The organism is Rossellomorea vietnamensis, from assembly GCF_001305855.1.
GTDB classification, from domain to species: Bacteria; Bacillota; Bacilli; order Bacillales; family Bacillaceae_B; genus Rossellomorea; species Rossellomorea vietnamensis_A.
In genome coordinates this window covers 215,806-234,661 of the sequence record NZ_LIXZ01000003.1, presented here as the reverse complement: position 1 = coordinate 234,661, position 18,856 = coordinate 215,806, and the positions used below count along the sequence as shown (strand labels likewise).

The window sequence follows — 18,856 nt, the reverse complement described above, 5'->3', positions numbered from 1 at the left end:
AGAATTTTGTCGTATGTGTAAAGTAATACTTTTTATACTGGGAGACATATCGATGCTGATCGAGAAACTATTATTACATGTTCTGATTATATTGGCTCCTGTTCTCATTCAAACCTCGCTCCTGGAAAATCACAGGCTGGGGAAATCCCCTGTATTCATTGGTGTATTACATGGGGTTGCAGCGTTCATGTGTTTGATTTTCGCGTATGAAAGTTTTGGGTTGTATTGGGATTTCAGGTATATACCATTGGTGCTTTCCATGTTGTACGGGGGGAGGAAGGCCGGGGTCATTGTCTTTCTATTTATTCTGGCAGCACGTATCATCCATGGAGGTGATGCGATTGTCTTCGGATTCATCAGTGCTTTTCTAGCGGGAATCCTGCCATTTTTGATTTCCACTCGTTTCTGGTCATTCTCTTCACGAAAACGCGTGACGTTTGCTGTGTTACTTGGTTTCTGGCCGGCCCTGGTCATGCTCGGCATTCTGCTTTCCTTTGCCTTCGTATCCGGTGTCCCTGTATCGGGTAACCGGGAAATGGGGATCTATGTTCTCATATTCGGTGGGATCCAGGTGTTGGGGGTCGGACTTGCCGCTCAACTGAATGAATGGATGATTGAAAAGAAGTTATTGCGGGAAGAAGTCATGAAGTCGGAGAAGCTAAACACGCTCGGTGAGCTCGCAGCTTCCATCGCTCATGAAGTGCGTAATCCCCTTACCGTTGTGAAAGGGTTCCTTCAATTGATGAAAAAGCAGGTAACCGGTGATCATGATGAATATTTGAAGATTGTACTCAGTGAATTGGGGAGGGCAGAGGAAATCATCAACGATTATTTGAACTTTGCCAAACCTGAGCTCGAGAAGGTCGAGAAGATCAATGTCAAAGAAGTCCTTTCAGATGTCACCGTTCTCCTCAATGCCTACGCATTGAAGGAAGGGGTTTATCTTGAAGCAGACTTGAGGGAAGATGGGTATTTATTGACAGATCGGAATAAATTGAAACAAGCACTCGTCAATATTATCAAGAACGCCATTGAGGCAACTCCTCCCCAAGGCAGTGTCACCATTCATCTGGAAGTCACCCATACACAGGTGATCATCACTGTCACGGATACAGGCAAAGGAATGACGAAAGAACAAATCGCTCGCATCGGTACACTCTTTTTCACGACAAAGGATCAGGGTACCGGTCTTGGGACATCCGTGTCCATGCGGATCATCGGAGCAATGGGCGGGAATGTCCATTATTCAAGCATTCTGAATAAAGGAACAGTGGCAACGATAAACCTGCCGTTAAATAATGAAAAGCTTGCAAAATTTGATTCGAATCCTGCAAATGCTTATATGAATAATCAAAACGCTTAGGGGAATGGCTAAGTGTTTTTTTATTGATTTTAAAAAATTCATCAACTCCATTTTCCGTACATACGTTCCATGATAGGATAGAAGATATGAATGATAAATCCTAACGTGCAGGCGACGATGACCGTTCCGATGCCGACAGCCCCGTGGAAGACCATGGCAAGGGTGATGGCAATCGCTTCATTTAACAAGCGGGAATTGCGCAAGTTTAACCCAAAACGTTGATGGATCGCCACCATAAAAGTATCCATGGGGCTTGAAGGGAGCTTGGCTTGAAGATAGATGGAGATACCAATCCCGAGGAGCAGGATGCCGATCATGACAAAAGATACTTGTTGAACGAATCCAATGGGTTCAATTGTTTTAAGGCCCGTCGTGATCCAGTAATCAACCATCATCCCGATCACAAAGATGGAGAGGGCGGCTAACCATTGAATACCTTCTTTTAATAAAAGTGCGTTTATGAGGATGAGAATGCATCCATTCATGAATATGCATGTGCCGATCGATAGATGAAGCAGGGTGGATTCCCCGACGGCGAGTGCATCCCAGGGAGCCGCTCCCAAATTCCCTTTGATAATCAGTGACACCCCCAATGATAGAGATAGTAATCCAATGCAATAAAAGACCAATCTTGCCTTCATTCTCCCGAATCCTCCGTTCCAAACAGCTTGTCTAATGTATATGTACATCTGAAAACAGTTAGAATCATCATTTTCTTTTGAAAACTGGAGGTGAAACATCCGTGAAGAAAACCATGAAGGTATCCGTCAGGGAGTTAGTAGAATTTGTTTATAAGGAAGGAAGCATTGATCTGAGATTCCAGTCCCGGTCCTCTATGGTCACAGGCACAAGACTTCATCAGAAACTGCAGAAACAATATAAAGAAGGCGATGAGAAGGAGGTCTTCCTGAAAGGGGAGCACGTAGCCGGTGATCTGGTCTATCAACTTGAGGGTCGTTGTGATGGCATTCACTATGATGACTGGGAAGTGACCGTGGAGGAAATCAAATCTACGGTAAAAAACCTCGACTTGATTGAAGAAGGAAGCCGGGTTCACTGGGCTCAGGGTGAATGCTATGCATACCTGCTTGCAAAGGAAAAGCAGCTCACACAAGTAGGGGTTCAATTAACCTATATTGAAATTGAATCGGAAAGAACGAAGTCATTCAGGCAAACCTATTCCATTGAAGAGCTTGAGCGTATCGTGAATGAGACCCTGGTTGCCTATACACCTTTTGCCAACGTGATTCTGACAAATGAAGAAAAGAAAATGAAAAGTGTTCAGGACCTGATATTTCCGTATCCATCCTATCGTAAAGGACAGAAAAAACTCGCAGGTGCGGTATATAAAACAGTATCCGAATCGAAAGCCCTTTATGCCAATGCTCCAACAGGAACAGGGAAAACCATTTCCACCCTTTTCCCTACCATAAAAGCAATGGCAGAAGGAAATAGCAAATGGTTTTATGTGACGGCAAAAACGATCACCCGTACAGTGGCAGAAGAGGCACTTCAACTTTTGGAAAAAGAGGGTCTGTCACACAGGACGGTTACGATTACGGCAAAAGATAAAATCTGCTTTAAAGAAGAAACGATTTGTCAGAAGGAGTATTGTGAATTTGCAAACGGTTATTATGATCGCATTAACGAAGCGCTGATTGATATTTTGACCAGAGAAACCATCATCACGCGTCCGATTCTCGAATCATACGCAAGAAAGCATAAAGTGTGTCCTTTTGAATATTCCATCGACCTTTCCTACCTGGTGGACGGAGTCATCTGCGATTATAACTACATCTTCGACCCAAGGGTTTCCTTGAAAAGGATGAGCGATGAAAGCAAGAAAAAGACGACTCTCCTCATAGACGAGGCCCATAATCTCGTAGGCAGGGGAAGGGAAATGTATTCTGCCTCCCTGAAAAAGTCAGCTTTCTTACAAATTAAAAAGCTATACCCTGACCATGACGGATTGAGGCAGGGAATCACTGCGGTTAATAAACAATTTCTTCGATTGAAAAAAGAAGACGGTGCTGACACCCGGATTGATTTGGACGATCAACTCGTTGAGTCAGTTGTCAGCTTTATTGAAATTGCGGAAAAGTGCCTGGGGGAAACGGGCAGGGAGTGGTCGGAGGAATTTATGCAGTTGTATTTTGACAGCATCAGTTTTGTGAGGATTTCAAACCTCTACTCTCTTGAACATCGTTTTGTAATTGGTCGAAGCTCCCATGAATTAGAAGTGAAACTTTACTGCATCGATCCATCAAAGCTTATTAAGCAGGTTGCACGTCCGTATCAATCATCGGTATTTTTCTCTGCTACACTACACCCGTTTTCGTACTATTTTCAGCAGCTGGGCGGGAGTGAAGAAGATTATCGATTCCTGATTCCTTCCCCATTCCAGCACAACCAGTGGCAAGTAGGAATCCACCCGATCTCCACCCGATTCAGGGAAAGGGAACGGACCCTTCCCATCATTACGCGTTCCATAGAAGAAACGTTCAATGGGTACAAAGGGAATTATCTCGTCTTCTTTTCGTCTTATTCTTATATGCAGGAAGCGTATGACAGGATGAATAAAGAATCATTGGACGCAAGTGTCATCATTCAGGAGCCGAATATGAGCGAGAGAGAAAGAGAGGAATTCCTTCAGGAGTTCCGGAGTGATAGAGAACATCCTGTTATTGGTCTCGCGGTCCTCGGAGGGATATTCTCAGAAGGGATCGATTTGAAAGGAGATCGGTTAAAGGGTGTGATCGTGGTAGGGGTGGGGCTGCCCCAGCCTTCTGTGGAACAGGAGATCATCAAGGATTACTTTAATGGCATGGGAATGAACGGGTATGATTATGCATATGTATATCCCGGGTTGAATAAAGTATTTCAATCAGGAGGAAGACTCATCCGTTCGGAAGATGACCGCGGTGTCCTTAAGCTGATCGACGATCGGTATTTGACCCCTAAATACCGGGCTTTATTGCTGGAAGAATGGAAAGAGTATCGCATTATAACGTAAAAAAAGACCGCTGAAAACAGCGGTCTTTTATCATTAGTTAAAAGAAGGATCCTTTAACAGGCGATCAAATTCTTCAAGGTGATGCGTTTCATCGGCGATCATATCATCAAGCTTGATGCTGAGCTCAACAAGACCCAATTCTTCTGCTTGTTCTTTACGCTTCTTATAGCGCTCAATCGTATCTGCTTCGGCTTTACGGCCTTCTTCAAGCATTTCCTTCACATCATCCGTTTGTTTAACGGCTGCCGGCGTCGTTGTCGGCTGACCACCTAACGTTTTAATCTTTTCGGCAAGGTATAAAGCGTGACCCTGCTCATCAGGAATTTCTTCTTCAAAGAAAGGTTTTAAGATTTGACGATATAAGCCGCTCACTACAGCAGCGTAGTTAGTGTAAAGTATGACTGCCGCATATTCATTGGCTAAATCCTCATTTAATCCATCAATCAATTCATGTAATTTTGCTTCATCCATGTAAAATACCACCCTTTAAATTGTTGTTATAGAGACTATTTACCCGGGCTGATGTAAAAATAAACATTCCGGAGGGAATCGAGTGCCCTTCAAATATTTTGCCTGAAAATGGGGATTCTAATTCTATAAAAGTCAGAGGAGGGATGAGCATGTCTAAACAGGGTAGGAAGAGTATGGACCAAACTTCTGAACAGCTGGCGAAACAAAAGGCCAAAAACGATGTGGAATTTGCATCTGATACCCAAACGGGAAATGCAAAAGGACAAAGTCAGAAGAAAAGCGGCAGACAAGTAAATAAAAAATAATGGACGAATATCTTTTTCGTCCAAAGAAAATCCTATATGTAGAACCAGGAGGTGTAAAGGCATGAGAATTGGTGTTGAACAATCCTTAACAAACGTTGTAGAAGCCTTACGGGCACAGGGGCATGAAGTAGTGGAGCTTAAGCAGGAGTCAGATGCAAACGGGTGTGACTGCTGTGTCGTGACAGGAATGGATACAGATGTAATGGGTATTCAAAATGTAGCGACTCAAGGCCCTGTCATCGAAGCAAGCGGACTGAGTGCCGATCAAATCTGTCAGGAAGTCGAAAGCAGACTGCAATAACCCCGAGACAAAAAAGAACAGCCACTGATGGCTGTTCTTTTTGTGTGTATTAGATCCAAATCCATCACCCAATCTGGGCAAGGGGCTGGTTTCTCAAGTGCTCACGCAGGAGATCGGGAGCGGTTAAAAAGACCAGGCCGTTACCTTCCAGTGTTTTCGGGAAGCCAAGTGGTACTGTCCGCTTAATGAGCTGCGCATATACTTCACATTCAGAAAGTTTCCGGTCAAAGGCTGCCTGTTCAAATTCTTTAATCAGAGCTAATGCTCCAGAGGTGTGGGGAGCTGACATGGAGGTTCCGCTGAGCTTGGCGTATTTTTCTCCGGGAATGGTCGATAGGATTTGTTCGCCCGGGGCCACTAAGTCAACTTCATTGTTGGAATTGGTAAAGTAGGAAGACTTTCTTTGTAGATCGATGGCGCCGACCGAAATGACTTCATTGTAGCAGGCCGGGTAGGAAAATTCATCGGTTCCGCTATTGGAGTCGCCTTCATTCCCAGCAGCGCACACCACCAGAATATTGGCATCCACGGCTTTTTGAATGGCTTCGTGCAGAGGGTCATAATCTGTAGGTCCCCCTAAAGACATGGAAATGATATCGACCTTTTGTTCGATGGCGTAGAGAATTCCGTTCACGATCCAGTCATACTGACCGCTTCCACGGCTGCCGGCAAGAACTTTAATCACCAGTAAGTCAGCCATTGGAGCCACTCCGATGACACCTTCACCATTTTCGTTTGCCGCAATTGTGCCGGCTACATGGGTACCGTGGCCACTGTAATCCGTTACATTATCTTCTGCACCGTCATCATCGTCGGTGAAATTTCGGAATCCTTTCACCCTTCCTGAAAGATCTGGATGGTTGATATCGCATCCCGTATCAAGGATGGCGATGGTTATCCCTTTCCCTTTATACCCATTCTTCCACATGCTGGGGGCTTGAATTAAGTCAACGCCTTTAGGAATTTCATTTGCATCCACAATCATTTCATCCATGAAATAGGGAATTAACCTCATTTCACATTGCATAGCAATCCCTCCTAAAATAGTTTGGAGTATAGAATAAAAATCAGAAGTTTCTGAAAATATAACATTTTTTGGACAAAATGAAAAGGGATAATAGTAATAGGAAAATAAAACCAATCATATTTCCGCCGGCTGTTGCATAGAGGGAAGGAAATGGGACCCTTTTAGGAGTGAAAATTTAAACAAACGTTTGACTAACGGTTCGAGCCCTTGATAGGAAAGGGGGTTTCAGGGTTAAACAAACGTTTGGTTAAAATCAATATTCCGGTTTTTTCATCATGTCACCCAAGTTTCCAACATAAAATAGGGTGAAGAAAGGGGGCACACGGATGAATTATTATCAATATGGCTATCCTGCCTATTCCTATTACCGAAATGCTCCGAATATGGCCTATGCTCACATTCAGGGAGGTCCACTCGCTTCTGGCCTTAGAGGATATGTATTCTTTCGGGAGGTTCAAAATGGAGTGGAAGTATTTGCCGAGATAACAGGTTTACCATCCTATCAAGAAGGAAAGGGTGATCAAAAGCCGATCGGTCCCCACGGATTTCATCTCCATGAAAAAGGGGTTTGTGAGATAGGGAATCCCAATGAACCATTCACGTCTGCAGGAGGGCATTGGAATCCGACCAATCAGCCACATGGGAATCATGCAGGGGATTTTCCTGTTTTGTTTTCAAATGACGGTTACGCAAAGATGTCCTTTTTTACGAATAAATTTAAAGTGAATGAGGTGATAGGGAAGGGTGTCATCATCCATCAGAACCCGGACGACTTCAGGTCGCAGCCTTCAGGAGATGCAGGGAAACGATTGGCGTGCGGAGTGATCATGGGGTATGGAACAACATAAAGAAAAGGGTTGACCCGCGCTAGGGTCAACCCTTTTGTATGAAACAGATGGGATTAAAACACTCCCAGAACATCAAGCATGACGAATAGTATTAACACCGGCGCCACAAAGCGGATCAAGAAGAACCACGTTTCAAATAATCCCCGCTTCAATCCGCTTCCCTGCTTTAATTCTTCATATAAAGCGGTTTTCTTCATTTTGAGCGGTACAAACAGAGCGATAAGCAATGATCCGATCGGAAGCAATACATTACTTACAGTGAAGTCGGCTAAGTCAAATATCGTTTTGCCAAACAATGTGATATCACCAAGTACCCCGAAAGATAAAGCCGATGGGATACCGCACACGAAGATGGCGAGACCGATGATCCAAGACCATTTCGTACGCTTACCGGGGTCTCCCTTCGAAATGACCGAAACGATTATTTCGAGCATTGAAAACGCAGAAGTCAATGCTGCGAATAAGAATAGCACCAGGAATGCAATGAAGAAGAGCATCCCGAATGGAAGCTGGCTGAACACGGTAGGCAGCACATTAAATAGCAGCACCGGACCCGCTCCAGGCTCTAAATCAAACGCAAAGACTGCCGGGAAAATCGCAAGCCCTGCCAGTAATACGATGAAAATATTCATCGCCACAATCGAGATCGCCGAACGGGGCAGACTCTGAGTTTTCGGAAGGTACGAGCTGTATGTCACCATCACCGATACCCCGACACTTAACGTAAAGAATGATTGTCCCATCGCTTCTAAAATCGTCTGTGACGTCACTTTGGAAAAGTCGGGCTGGAGCAGAAATGAAACTCCTTCACCTGCCCCATCAAGGGTAACGGCGCGGATCACTAACAAAATGAAAAGAATGAATAATGCCGGCATCATAATTTTACTTGCGAATTCAATCCCTTTTTCAATCCCCTTGGCCACCACGAGGATGGTCATCAAGATGAAGAGAAGCTGAACGAATACACTTATCCCGGGGTTTGATATCGTTGCCCCGAACACTTCTGCGTATTGATCCGAAGAAAGGCCGTTTAACTGCCCTGTAACAGCTTTGAATAAATAAACGACGATCCAACCCCCGATGACACTGTAGAAGGAAAGCAGGATGAAGGATGTGATCATCCCAAGGATACCGACCCAGTGCCATTTGGTCCCGGGAGCGATCTTTCGGTACGAATCCACTGCATTGCTTCCGGCCGTACGTCCGATTGAGAATTCTGCCAGTAATAATGGAAGCCCGAGTAATAAAGTAAATAAAATAAAGATCAGGAAGAATGCTCCGCCGCCATTTTCACCGGCGATATAAGGGAATTTCCAGATGGCCCCCAATCCGATGGCAGACCCGGCTGCCGCTAAAATAAAGCCGATTTTCGATGACCATTGTTCACGCTGACTCATTCTCATTCTCCTTTCGGTATTTATTGACGTGTGCGGGCATTTTTGACCAAATAAAAAAATCGCCCCTACATATCGTAGGGACGATTTGGATATCGCGGTACCACCCTAGTTATGAGAAAATCTTTCTCATCACTCTTCACACATAACGGTCTTACCCGTCTTTTGATCTCGTCAAAAGAAGCTCCGGAATCGAAATTCGCTTCATCTTTGTACCGGTTCACACCAACCACCGGCTCTCTTAAACAGGGAAATGTTCGCTACTGGTTTCCTTCAAAGCTTATTCAATATTAGGTTATACAATTTTTATCATGAATCAAAACGACTTGTCAATCTATTTCGGGAAAAGTAGTGAGAATTGTCTGGAATTGATGGTGGTTTTTGGTTCGATACGAATGAGTGGGAAGGTGGCAGGTACGGAAAGTAGGGATAGTGCCTGGCACGGAATGCTGATTTGGTGCCAGGCACCAACCCCCACAAGTGTACCAGGCACCAACCCCCACAAGTGTACCAGGCGCCAAACCCCCACAAGTGTACCAGGCGCCAAACCCCGAAAATGTACCAGGCACCAAAAGTCCAATTTGTACCTGGTACCCATGTCCGCCGCCGTTGAGTTCGCCCTCTCACTGAAGTAAAATGAAAGAAAAATAGGATGAAAAGGTGTTTTACATGAAATCATTTATTATCGTAGGTGGCGGGATTCTTGGGGCTTCAACGGCGTATCATCTGGCGAAAGCAGGAGCAGGTGTCACGATTATCGACCGGAAAGATCCCGGACAGGCAACGGATGCAGCGGCAGGTATAGTCTGCCCGTGGCTGTCACAGCGGAGGAATAAAGTGTGGTATCGGCTGGCTAAAGGTGGGGCGAAGTACTATCCGAGCATCATAGAACAACTCGAAGCAGACGGTGAGACTGAAACAGGTTATAAACGTGTGGGGGCCATCAGTCTCCACACGGAGGTGCATAAGCTCCATAAAATGATGGAGAGGGCGGAGAAACGCAGGGAGGATGCTCCGGAAATCGGTGAGCTGACGCTTCTCACTTCAGAAGAAACACGTCAGCGCTTTCCACTCTTGTCAGAAGAGTTCCAGGCTGTGCACGTAAGCGGCGCAGCCCGGGTAGATGGCAGGGCACTTCGTAATGCGCTTTTGAACGGGGCTAAAAAGTACGGGGCATCATTTCGACATGGGGATGCCGGATTGTTACACGAACATGATCGGGTCACCGGTGTCAAAATAGGAGACAAGGTCCTTAAGGCCGATGGGGTGATCGTAACAGCCGGCTCATGGGCGAAGGAACTCTTTCAGCCTCTCGGAATAGACTTTCTTGTAACCTCCCAGAAAGCACAGATCCTCCACCTGGAAATAAGAGGGGGAGAGACGGGTGAATGGCCCGTCGTCATGCCCCCGAATGATCAATATCTGCTTGCCTTCCCCGAGGGAAAAGTCGTGGCAGGAGCCACCCATGAAAATGATGTCGGCTTTGATCACCGGGTAACAGCGGGCGGACTCTACGAAATCCTTCAGAAGGCAACGGCTGTCGCGCCTGGAATTGGTGATGGTGAGGTAGTCGAAACAAGAGTCGGATTCCGACCGTTCACTCCTGGATTCCTTCCGGTTTTCGGGGCAGTGCCGGGGCTTGATGATGTATGGGTGGCTAATGGTCTTGGGGCTTCAGGTTTGACGGTTGGTCCATATCTTGGATCGGAGCTTGCCAAACTGGTGATGGGTGAAGCGACCGATCTCGATCCAGCTGACTATGACGTAGCGGGGGCCATCGGGTAAGGGTAGAAAAAAGCACCAGCTCATTTCCCCCTATCTTCTAAGCAAAAGGACCCTTATAATAGAGAGAGCGAATTTTAGTATAGAAAGAAAAGGTGTTTACGACATGAGTTTATTAACAGTCAAAAATTTAACACACGGTTTCGGTGATCGTGCGATTTTTAATGACGTTTCCTTCCGTTTGTTGAAGGGTGAGCATATCGGCTTGATCGGTGCCAACGGAGAAGGAAAGTCTACATTTATGAATATCATTACAGGTAAGCTTGAGCCCGATGAAGGAAAAGTGGAATGGGCGAAGCGGATCCGTATCGGTTACCTGGATCAGCATGCGAAGCTTAAGCAGGGGATGACGATCCGGGACGTGTTGAAGACGGCGTTTCAATACCTGTTTGATATGGAAACGGAAATGAATGAGCTGTTTGCCAGGATGGGGGATGCCACCCCTGAAGAATTGGAAGAATTGCTTGAGGAAACAGGGACCCTTCAGGATGCCCTGACGAATAATGATTTCTATATCATTGATGCCAAGGTGGAAGAAATCGGCCGTGGTCTTGGTTTGGACGATATCGGTTTGGATAAGGATGTGCACGATTTAAGCGGTGGACAGCGGACGAAGGTATTGTTGGCTAAACTATTACTTGAAAAGCCTGACATCCTGTTACTGGATGAGCCAACCAACTATCTTGATGAACAGCATATCAACTGGTTGAGACGCTATCTTCAGGAATATGAAAATGCCTTTATCCTGATCTCTCATGATATACCATTCTTAAATAGTGTCATCAATCTGATCTATCATATGGAAAATCAGGAATTGAATCGCTATGCAGGGGACTATCACGAATTTAAACGGGTCCACGAAATGAAGAAGCAGCAGCTTGAGTCAGCTTTCAAGAGACAACAGCAGGAAATCTCGGAGTTGAAGGATTTCGTTGCCCGCAATAAGGCCCGGGTATCCACCCGCAACATGGCCATGTCCCGTCAGAAAAAGCTTGATAAGATGGATATGATCGAACTGGCTGCTGAAAAGCCGAAGCCTGAGTTTCATTTTAAACAAGCGAGAACCGCAGGCAGGGTCATCTTTGAAACGAAAGATCTTGTGATCGGGTACGGTGAACCGTTATCAAAACCGCTCAACCTGAAGATGGAGCGTGGTCAGAAGATTGCCCTGTCAGGAGCCAACGGAATCGGGAAGACGACTCTATTACGAAGTATCCTAGGCGAAATCAAACCGATATCAGGTACGGTGGAACTTGGGGACTATCTCCATATCGGTTATTTTGAACAGGAAATAAAGACAAAAAATAGTAACACATGCATTGAAGAAGTGTGGAACGAGTTCCCATCCCTTAATCAGGCGGAAGTCCGCTCGGCCCTGGCTAAATGCGGATTGACGACAAAGCATATTGAAAGCAAGGTAGAAGTGCTGAGCGGTGGGGAAAAGGCAAAGGTGCGACTATGTAAACTGATGAACAAAGAATCGAATGTCCTGGTCTTTGATGAACCGACCAACCATCTGGACGTCGAGGCAAAAGAAGAGTTAAAACGGGCCCTTAAAGAATACAAGGGGACCGTTCTCCTGATCAGTCACGAACCTGACTTCTATCTGGATGTAGCGACGGAAGTATGGAACTGTGAAGACTGGACGACGAAATTATTCTAACTCAAAAAAGGCCGATCTCTGTGCAATGAAAGGGATCGGCTTTTCTTGTTTCTGACTACTCTGCCAAAATAGATTCGAGGGACGAATATCCGTGATCCTCCATCCGCAAATCGTCAAAACTGTGTTTCATATGAAGGTCGATCAGTTCAAGGAGAGTCTGCTGGTCTTTACTTTCAATGGCCTTCACCATTTCCTCATGTTCCCTGAAACGGACGTTTTCCCCCGGCTCTACATGATAGAACACATCGAATAAAAACAGATATACATTGGATTGAGTCAGCATTTCTTCCATGTAGCGAATCAGGAATTTATTTCCGCTTATTTCTGCAAGGAACAAATGAAATTGCTTATTAAGCTCGACGTATTTTAACAGGTCCTTTTGTCTATAGGTTTCCTGTTCCTCTTCAAGAAACGAATAAAGCTTAGACATATCGGATTTTCTAACTTTAGGGAGGCCGTACTTTACAGTGAGAAATTCGATTTCTTTCCTCATTTCAAAAAAAGAAATGATCTCTTCCCTGGTGGGATGGACGACGAATGCGCCGCGGTTCGGTATGATCTGAACCAGCCCCTCTGCTTCCAGGCGCTTCAACGCATGGCGGATAGGAGTCCTGCTTACAGCCATCTTCTGAGAGATGACTTGCTCGACCAGCTGGGTACCGGGTGCGATCTTCCGAGCAAGTAAGGCGTCCTTTAGATGGCTATATACTTTTAGTTCTGTGGTCTGTCTTTTCTTCACGGTCATCATCCATTCAATCGAATATTTCCTTTTCCTATCATATATGAAAAAGAGGCCGAACCAAAATCAGGTGTCTTCTATCCGAAGCCACCTGATGACGATTCAGCCTTTTAAGCGAATGATTTAAAATTATTGCCCCAAATTTCGTTCATGCTGTGTACGGTAATGAATGCTTTCTCATCGGTCGATTGAATGTATGTTTTCAATTTAGAGAAGTCCTTGCGGCCGACAATGGTGGTGATGACTTCTTTTTGATCATCGGAAAATGCGCCTTTGGCTGAATGCACTGTAGCTCCTCTTTCAAGATCTCCAACGATAAACTCCTTGATATCATCGCTATGTTCGCTGATGATGACCACTTCTTTGTTTTCGTTGAAGAATTGAAGGGTGCGGTCAATCATCATCCCTTTCAACAGTAAGCCGAAGAATGCATATAATCCGACTTGAAGGCCAAAGAACCACGCAGATGCAAGGACAATGAGAACATCCGAAGCAAGAACGGCACGTCCCAGTTCAAGTCCGGTAAATTTGTGGATGACTTTCGCCAAGACCCCTGTCCCTCCGGCGGAAGCACCCTGATTAAATATCATGGCGACGCCTATGGCTCCGATCAGCGTCCCGATGACTATTTGAATCAGGACATCATGTCCGATTGGGTTCTGAAGAGGATGGAACACTTCTAATCCCCAAACCATTCCGCTGAGGGAAAGACTGGCGAAAACGGATTTTAGGCCGAAACTTGGACCGATCAATAGCAGGCCAAGAATGAATAATAACATGTCCAGTGTAAACATAATGACGCCTACAGGTAAGTCCATAAATTGAGAAAGCACGATACCGGCTCCGCTCGTCCCGCCTGTGCCCACCTTATTGGGTGAAAGGAAAAAATGTATATTCAATGCGATTAAAAATGCACCAAGAGATATGTTTAATAAGGATTGAACTTGTTTCAACATGGAGCACGCTCCTTTTGAGTAACGGTAGTTTGAAAAACAATCAACCCGATTATAAAGAGTGTATAACCCTATGTAAATGATAAATCCTTATGAAAGCATTTACGTATAAAAGTTTTTATAATGCATGTTTTCTGACATTTTTGCTGCCGAAAAAAGGGGAGAAAAATCTGTTGACATTTTTACATTAGGTGATTAATATTTAAACAGGTTAAATATTAAATGAATGAATAGAAATGGAGGAGGAAATTGGATATAGAACAAATCCAACACTCTTATATAGATCGTTTGTTTACAGCCTTTCACGTAACAAATCGCCATATTCAGCAGGAAATGGCGGTCGCATTGAAAGATATGAATTTAACGGGTCCTCAGTTTTTCATCCTGTATCTCTTGTCGACTTCGGAAGATATGAAATCGACGGAACTGGCTGAGAAGCTGGATGTTAAGCCCAGCGCGATTACAGTTATGATCGATCGACTGCTTAAGAACGATTTGGTCGCGAGGCAGAGAGATGAGAGGGATCGCCGGATTGTAAAGCTGGAACTTACTTCATTCGGTCGGGAGGTTTTCGGAAAGGCGAAAATGAAGAGGAGAGAAATCTTCTCACGTTACCTTGCCTATCTGGATGAGACCGATATTGATCAGCTTGTAACGATTTACGAAAAGCTCGCTGCAGCCGTTGAGAACAATACAGAAGAATAAGGAGAGAAACATATGTCAGTACAACCAGGAATAAATAAACGTTTAGTTCTGACCGGTCTGATCATCGGGATGTTCTTTAGTGCCCTTGAACAAACGGTAGTTGGGACCGCGATGCCGACAATCATCGCAGAATTGAACGGTTTTTCCATTTTTGCGTGGGTAACCACGGCTTATTTGATTACTTCTACAACCGTTACACCGATCGTCGGGAAACTATCGGATTTATATGGCAGACGATTATTATATTTAATCGGTGTCATCATCTTTATTATCGGTTCAGGTCTGTGTGCCACGGCCTCTTCCATGGAGCAGCTCGTTCTTTACCGCGGCCTTCAGGGGATCGGCGGAGGTATGATCATGCCTTTATCCCAAACCATCATCGGCGATATCTTCACCGCTGAGCAGCGTGCAAAGTGGCAGGGTGTGTTCGGGGCTTTATTCGGATTGAGCTCTGTTATCGGACCGTTCATTGGCGGGTTCATCGTCGATACGATCAGCTGGCACTGGATTTTCTTAATTAACGTACCATTCGGCTTATTATCAGCTCTTCTATTATTCATCGGATTGAAATATGAGAATGTCGGGCGTCCGACGGATAAGGTAAGCATAGATTATCTTGGAATCATCACCCTGATCCCGGCACTGGTCCTCCTTTTGCTGGGACTGAATTTCGGTGGGGATAAGTTCGAATGGCTCTCGGGAACGAGCTTCATGCTCTTTGGCGGGTCAATCGTTTTACTTCTTGTGTTTGGATTTATTGAAAACAAAGCGAAGGAACCGATCCTTGATTTGACCCTGTTTAAAAACCGGGTATTCGCCACCACAAATGCCCTTGGATTTCTCCTCGGATTAGGAATGTTCGGAGCGATCATGTTCGTTCCGATGTTCATGCAGGGTATCCTTGGGGTGACACCGACACAAGCAGGATCAACCATGACACCGATGATGATCGCCCTGATCACGGCAAGTATCATCGGAGGAAGGTTATTATTAAGGTTACGATACCGTACAGTGTTGACGGCTGGTATGCTGATCACCGTGGTAGGATTCTTCCTGATGAGTACGATGGGTCCCGCTTCAAAGGAGTATACGGCGTATATGTATATGATCGTCATGGGATTCGGAATGGGTCTGGTCATGCCGACTCTGATGATCGCAGTTCAGAATGAATTCCCTAAATCGAGACTGGGGGCTGTCACATCTTCCGCAACGTTCTTCCGTTCCATCGGTGGGACGATCGGGATCACCGTATTAAACGCTGTGATGAATCAATCTCTTCAAGATAATATGAAAGATGTAGCGGCACAGCAGGATAATCCTGCTGCCGGTCAGATCCTAAGCGGGTTAAGTGAAAAGACAGATGCACTATTCGGACTTCTGGTAACCCCGGGATTACTGGAAGTTCCGAAAGAAATCGGCAGCATCGTGATCGCTTCGATCGAAACCGCATGGTCAGATGCGTTTACAACCGTCTTCCTGACCGGCCTGATTTTCATTGCCATCGGCGTGGGAGTGGCCCTGTCGGTTGGAAACGGGAAGATTAAGCGAGATAAAGAATTACAGGAAGAAGCTGAAAAGGAAGAGACAATCCTTAAACCGGCTACTGAATAATACGTGAAGAGCCTGCTTTGGAGGAATTCGAGGCAGGCTTTTTTTATTTTCACCTGAGCATCCTGAAGTTTCGAGGTGGATAAAAACCAAATTTTTATTTTATCGGCGATATTCCAAATATATCGGCGATCGCCCCCAAATATTTACCACACCAACCCCGCCCTCGAGTAATTATTAAATTTTCTGAAAATATATTGACAACTCCCAGCAAACACGTTATCTTTTGAGTAGTTACATATAACACATATTTTTATAAACGAATTAATAACGTTATATAAATATATTTTTATATCATGACAGGGAGGCCGATACATTGATTTTGCATGAGATTGAAACTGCCGGTCGATCGCAAATGGAGCGCCTTCAACTAGAGAGACTGCAACATGTTGCTTCAGTCGTTTATGAGAAAGTTCCCTTTTACCGGGAGCAGTTTGAGAGAAGGGGCATCAAGCCGGAAGATATAAATTCTTTGTCAGACTTAAAAATGTTACCGCTTACAATTAAGAAAGACCTTCGTGATCATTATCCATTCGGACTGTTTGCCGTAGAGCGTGAGGAAATGGTAAGGGTTCATGCTTCAAGCGGTACGAGTGGAAAGCCCACAGTCGTAGGCTATACCCAGAATGATATTGAGATGTGGGGCGGAATCGTTGCGCGGGCGATCGCCATGGCAGGCGGGAAACCGGGGGATGTCCTGCATAACGCATATGGATATGGTTTATTTACCGGTGGACTTGGCCTTCATTATGGAAGTGAGAAGCTCGGGATGATCACGGTTCCGGTGTCAGGAGGGAACATGTCCAGGCAGATCACATTATTGGAAGACTTCAAGCCGTCCATCATATGCGGTACGCCTTCTTACGTTCTCAATTTAGCCGAATCAATGGAGGCGCAGGGAAAGGATCCGGCTTCCCTTTCTGTGAAGTACGGAATCTTCGGAGCCGAGCCATGGTCGGATTCAATGAGAAAGACACTGGAGCGGAAGATGGATATTAAAGCATGCGACATCTACGGTTTAAGTGAAGTCATCGGACCCGGGGTTGCCATGGAATGTCATGAAGCACGGGACGGCCTCCATATTGCAGAGGATCATTTCCTCGTTGAAGTCATTAACCCTGATACGTTTGAGACCCTTCCGGAAGGGGAAGTCGGGGAGCTTGTGTTTACGAGCTTAACGAAGGAAGCCTTTCCGATCATCCGGTACAGGACCGGCGATATTGCTTCGATTCAGTACGGAACATGCTCATGTGGACGAACAACGGTGAAGATGTCCAGGGTGAAAGGAAGAGTCGATGACATGCTCATCATCAGGGGGGTGAACGTGTTCCCATCCGAAATGGAGCATTTTCTGCTTCAGATAAATGAGCTTGCACCACATTATCAAGTCCACTTAAAGAAAAAAGGGGCATTGGATTTGGTGGAGCTGCAGGTGGAGGTTACGGAAGAATGTTTTAATGGGGTGTCAAACGACTTACATCATGACCGCCTGAATGAACTGGAAAGAAAAGTGAAGAGCCTGATGAAAGATCGTTGCTATGTTTCCATGGATATCAAAGTGAGAGCACCTAGGGAAATACCCCGCTCAGAAGGAAAAGCCATCCGGATAGTCGATCTTAGAGGGGAAGCCATGCTTCAATAAATTTTTTTGAGAAAAGTACCTATCACACAATTTCACCATAACGTTGAATTGGTGTGATAAAGGAGGGGCTGTAATGAGTGACGTTTTGACAAATCAACCATTGACGGAAGATGAGCGTATGGCTCGTTTTATGAAAAAGATCGAGAATGACGAAAAAATAGAAGCCGATGATTGGATGCCGGATGAATACCGGAATGCGCTGATCAAGCTGATATCCATGCACGGCATCAGTGAAATCATGGGGGCACTCCCTGAGAAGGAGTGGGTCCCGAAAGCACCTACCCTCAGAAGAAAACTGGGGATCATGGCAAAGGTTCAGGATGAGATGGGACACGGACAGCTATTGCTTCGTGTAGCGGAAGATTTGATGAAACCTTATGGGAAAACGAGAGAGCATATCATGAGAGATTTGTTTTCCGGAGATTTGAAGTTTCATAACGTCTTTCATATGGAGGCACCGACCTGGGGAGATGCAGGATTGATCGGCTGGCTCGTGGACGGGGCGGCGATCATCACGCAAACGAATATGCTTCATGCTTCCTACGGACCGTACGCCAGGGCGCTGAAGAGAATTTGTGCCGAGGAGGTATTCCATGCCCAGCATGGTGAGGCAATCATCATGGCTCTCGCAGAAGGTACACCGGATCAGAAGGCATTGGTACAGGATGCGGTGGACCGTTGGTGGGAATCGCTTCTGATGTTCTTCGGGCCGGGGGACGCGAAGACCACGGGCTCTTCCAAGCAGGATATTACCATCAAGTACAACATCCGCACCAAAACCAATGAACAGCTTCGTCAGGACTTTTTCACGAAATATGTTCCAAGAATGCTGTCATTGGGACTGACGCTTCCGGATGAAACGATGTACTTTGATGAAGAGCAGGATTTATGGATCTATAAGCAGCCCGACTGGAGCCGCTTTAAGGAAATCATTCGCAACAACGGGCCGAAATCGAAGGACCGCCTCCGTTTAAGGGAATTATCCTACGATAACAATGCATGGGTCCGGGAAGCGTTAAGCCCTGGTGACCGAGTAAGTTAG

At 45.5% G+C, this 18,856-nt stretch carries 17 protein-coding genes and 1 other annotated feature; of the genes, 11 read left to right on the top strand and 6 right to left on the bottom strand.

What is annotated here, in order from left to right:
• The first annotated feature begins 106 nt into the window (after positions 1-106).
• The gene (locus tag AM506_RS05810; protein ID WP_440480341.1) at positions 107-1,363 is read left to right on the top strand and encodes an ATP-binding protein; all 1,257 of its coding nucleotides are present in this window, start codon (positions 107-109) and stop codon (positions 1,361-1,363) included.
• Between the two features lie 41 nt (positions 1,364-1,404).
• On the opposite strand, the gene AM506_RS05805 is transcribed toward AM506_RS05810, so the two are convergent.
• On the bottom strand, positions 1,405-2,004 hold the full coding sequence (locus AM506_RS05805) for a YczE/YyaS/YitT family protein (protein ID WP_060671540.1): 600 nt from the start codon (positions 2,002-2,004) through the stop codon (positions 1,405-1,407).
• Positions 2,005-2,105: 101 nt separating this feature from the next.
• On the opposite strand from AM506_RS05805, the gene AM506_RS05800 reads away from it, so the two are divergent.
• Positions 2,106-4,376, top strand: coding sequence for an ATP-dependent DNA helicase (locus AM506_RS05800; RefSeq protein WP_152968535.1), 2,271 nt, complete (start codon positions 2,106-2,108; stop codon positions 4,374-4,376).
• A 33-nt stretch (positions 4,377-4,409) separates the two neighbouring features.
• Here the strand turns inward: AM506_RS05800 and AM506_RS05795 are convergent, their stop codons facing one another.
• Positions 4,410-4,847, bottom strand: coding sequence for a ferritin-like domain-containing protein (locus tag AM506_RS05795; protein ID WP_060671539.1), 438 nt, complete (start codon positions 4,845-4,847; stop codon positions 4,410-4,412).
• Positions 4,848-4,996: 149 nt separating this feature from the next.
• Here AM506_RS05795 and AM506_RS22955 point away from each other — a divergent pair, with 149 nt between their 5' ends.
• Together AM506_RS22955 and AM506_RS05790 are read left to right on the top strand one after the other, a co-directional pair.
• Positions 4,997-5,152: a hypothetical protein gene (locus tag AM506_RS22955; RefSeq protein ID WP_200908417.1), complete on the top strand. Its 156-nt coding sequence runs from the start codon at positions 4,997-4,999 to the stop codon at positions 5,150-5,152.
• A 61-nt stretch (positions 5,153-5,213) separates the two neighbouring features.
• On the top strand, positions 5,214-5,453 hold the full coding sequence (locus AM506_RS05790) for a YkuS family protein (RefSeq protein WP_060671538.1): 240 nt from the start codon (positions 5,214-5,216) through the stop codon (positions 5,451-5,453).
• Positions 5,454-5,517: 64 nt separating this feature from the next.
• Here AM506_RS05790 and AM506_RS05785 read toward each other — a convergent pair whose 3' ends face one another.
• Entirely contained in the window at positions 5,518-6,480 is a 963-nt protein-coding gene (locus tag AM506_RS05785; protein WP_060671537.1) for a S8 family peptidase, read from the bottom strand.
• A 326-nt stretch (positions 6,481-6,806) separates the two neighbouring features.
• Between AM506_RS05785 and AM506_RS05780 the strand changes: the two genes are divergently transcribed.
• The gene (locus tag AM506_RS05780) at positions 6,807-7,328 is read left to right on the top strand and encodes a superoxide dismutase family protein (protein ID WP_060671536.1); all 522 of its coding nucleotides are present in this window, start codon (positions 6,807-6,809) and stop codon (positions 7,326-7,328) included.
• Between the two features lie 53 nt (positions 7,329-7,381).
• On the opposite strand, the gene AM506_RS05775 is transcribed toward AM506_RS05780, so the two are convergent.
• Complete coding sequence (locus tag AM506_RS05775) at positions 7,382-8,725, bottom strand: sodium-dependent transporter (protein WP_060671535.1); 1,344 nt, start codon at positions 8,723-8,725, stop codon at positions 7,382-7,384.
• A gap of 73 nt (positions 8,726-8,798) precedes the next feature.
• Positions 8,799-9,008 (bottom strand) — a binding site (T-box leader).
• A 383-nt stretch (positions 9,009-9,391) separates the two neighbouring features.
• On the opposite strand from AM506_RS05775, the gene AM506_RS05770 reads away from it, so the two are divergent.
• Entirely contained in the window at positions 9,392-10,507 is a 1,116-nt protein-coding gene (locus AM506_RS05770; RefSeq protein WP_060671534.1) for an NAD(P)/FAD-dependent oxidoreductase, read from the top strand.
• A 103-nt stretch (positions 10,508-10,610) separates the two neighbouring features.
• On the top strand, positions 10,611-12,167 hold the full coding sequence (locus AM506_RS05765) for an ABC-F family ATP-binding cassette domain-containing protein (RefSeq protein ID WP_060671533.1): 1,557 nt from the start codon (positions 10,611-10,613) through the stop codon (positions 12,165-12,167).
• Between the two features lie 55 nt (positions 12,168-12,222).
• On the opposite strand, the gene AM506_RS05760 is transcribed toward AM506_RS05765, so the two are convergent.
• Both AM506_RS05760 and AM506_RS05755 read right to left on the bottom strand, forming a co-directional pair.
• Positions 12,223-12,906, bottom strand: a complete 684-nt coding sequence (locus tag AM506_RS05760) for a GntR family transcriptional regulator (protein ID WP_160316849.1) — start codon at positions 12,904-12,906, stop codon at positions 12,223-12,225.
• 110 nt (positions 12,907-13,016) lie between these two features.
• Complete coding sequence (locus tag AM506_RS05755; protein WP_060671531.1) at positions 13,017-13,862, bottom strand: YitT family protein; 846 nt, start codon at positions 13,860-13,862, stop codon at positions 13,017-13,019.
• A 246-nt stretch (positions 13,863-14,108) separates the two neighbouring features.
• Between AM506_RS05755 and AM506_RS05750 the strand changes: the two genes are divergently transcribed.
• The 4 genes from AM506_RS05750 (at position 14,109) to paaA (ending at position 18,856) form a co-directional block, all read left to right on the top strand.
• Positions 14,109-14,564, top strand: a complete 456-nt coding sequence (locus AM506_RS05750) for a MarR family winged helix-turn-helix transcriptional regulator (RefSeq protein ID WP_060671530.1) — start codon at positions 14,109-14,111, stop codon at positions 14,562-14,564.
• Between the two features lie 12 nt (positions 14,565-14,576).
• A complete protein-coding gene (locus tag AM506_RS05745; protein ID WP_060671529.1) occupies positions 14,577-16,175 on the top strand; it encodes an MDR family MFS transporter in 1,599 nt (532 codons plus the stop codon).
• A 313-nt stretch (positions 16,176-16,488) separates the two neighbouring features.
• Positions 16,489-17,814 (top strand): phenylacetate--CoA ligase family protein, encoded by a 1,326-nt coding sequence (locus tag AM506_RS05740; RefSeq protein WP_060671528.1) that lies wholly within the window; start codon positions 16,489-16,491, stop codon positions 17,812-17,814.
• A gap of 73 nt (positions 17,815-17,887) precedes the next feature.
• Positions 17,888-18,856 carry a 1,2-phenylacetyl-CoA epoxidase subunit PaaA gene (gene paaA / locus AM506_RS05735; protein WP_060671527.1) on the top strand — a complete coding sequence of 323 codons (969 nt, stop codon included), beginning with the start codon at positions 17,888-17,890 and terminating at the stop codon, positions 18,854-18,856.

Coding starts and splice junctions, on each gene's coding strand:
- AM506_RS05805 (WP_060671540.1), bottom strand. CDS start 2,004: ATGAAGGCAAGATTGGTCTTTTATTGCATTGGATTACTATCTCTATCA.
- AM506_RS05795 (WP_060671539.1), bottom strand. CDS start 4,847: ATGGATGAAGCAAAATTACATGAATTGATTGATGGATTAAATGAGGAT.
- AM506_RS22955 (WP_200908417.1), top strand. CDS start 4,997: ATGTCTAAACAGGGTAGGAAGAGTATGGACCAAACTTCTGAACAGCTG.
- AM506_RS05790 (WP_060671538.1), top strand. CDS start 5,214: ATGAGAATTGGTGTTGAACAATCCTTAACAAACGTTGTAGAAGCCTTA.
- AM506_RS05785 (WP_060671537.1), bottom strand. CDS start 6,480: ATGCAATGTGAAATGAGGTTAATTCCCTATTTCATGGATGAAATGATT.
- AM506_RS05780 (WP_060671536.1), top strand. CDS start 6,807: ATGAATTATTATCAATATGGCTATCCTGCCTATTCCTATTACCGAAAT.
- AM506_RS05775 (WP_060671535.1), bottom strand. CDS start 8,725: ATGAGTCAGCGTGAACAATGGTCATCGAAAATCGGCTTTATTTTAGCG.
- AM506_RS05770 (WP_060671534.1), top strand. CDS start 9,392: ATGAAATCATTTATTATCGTAGGTGGCGGGATTCTTGGGGCTTCAACG.
- AM506_RS05765 (WP_060671533.1), top strand. CDS start 10,611: ATGAGTTTATTAACAGTCAAAAATTTAACACACGGTTTCGGTGATCGT.
- AM506_RS05755 (WP_060671531.1), bottom strand. CDS start 13,862: ATGTTGAAACAAGTTCAATCCTTATTAAACATATCTCTTGGTGCATTT.
- AM506_RS05745 (WP_060671529.1), top strand. CDS start 14,577: ATGTCAGTACAACCAGGAATAAATAAACGTTTAGTTCTGACCGGTCTG.
- paaA (WP_060671527.1), top strand. CDS start 17,888: ATGAGTGACGTTTTGACAAATCAACCATTGACGGAAGATGAGCGTATG.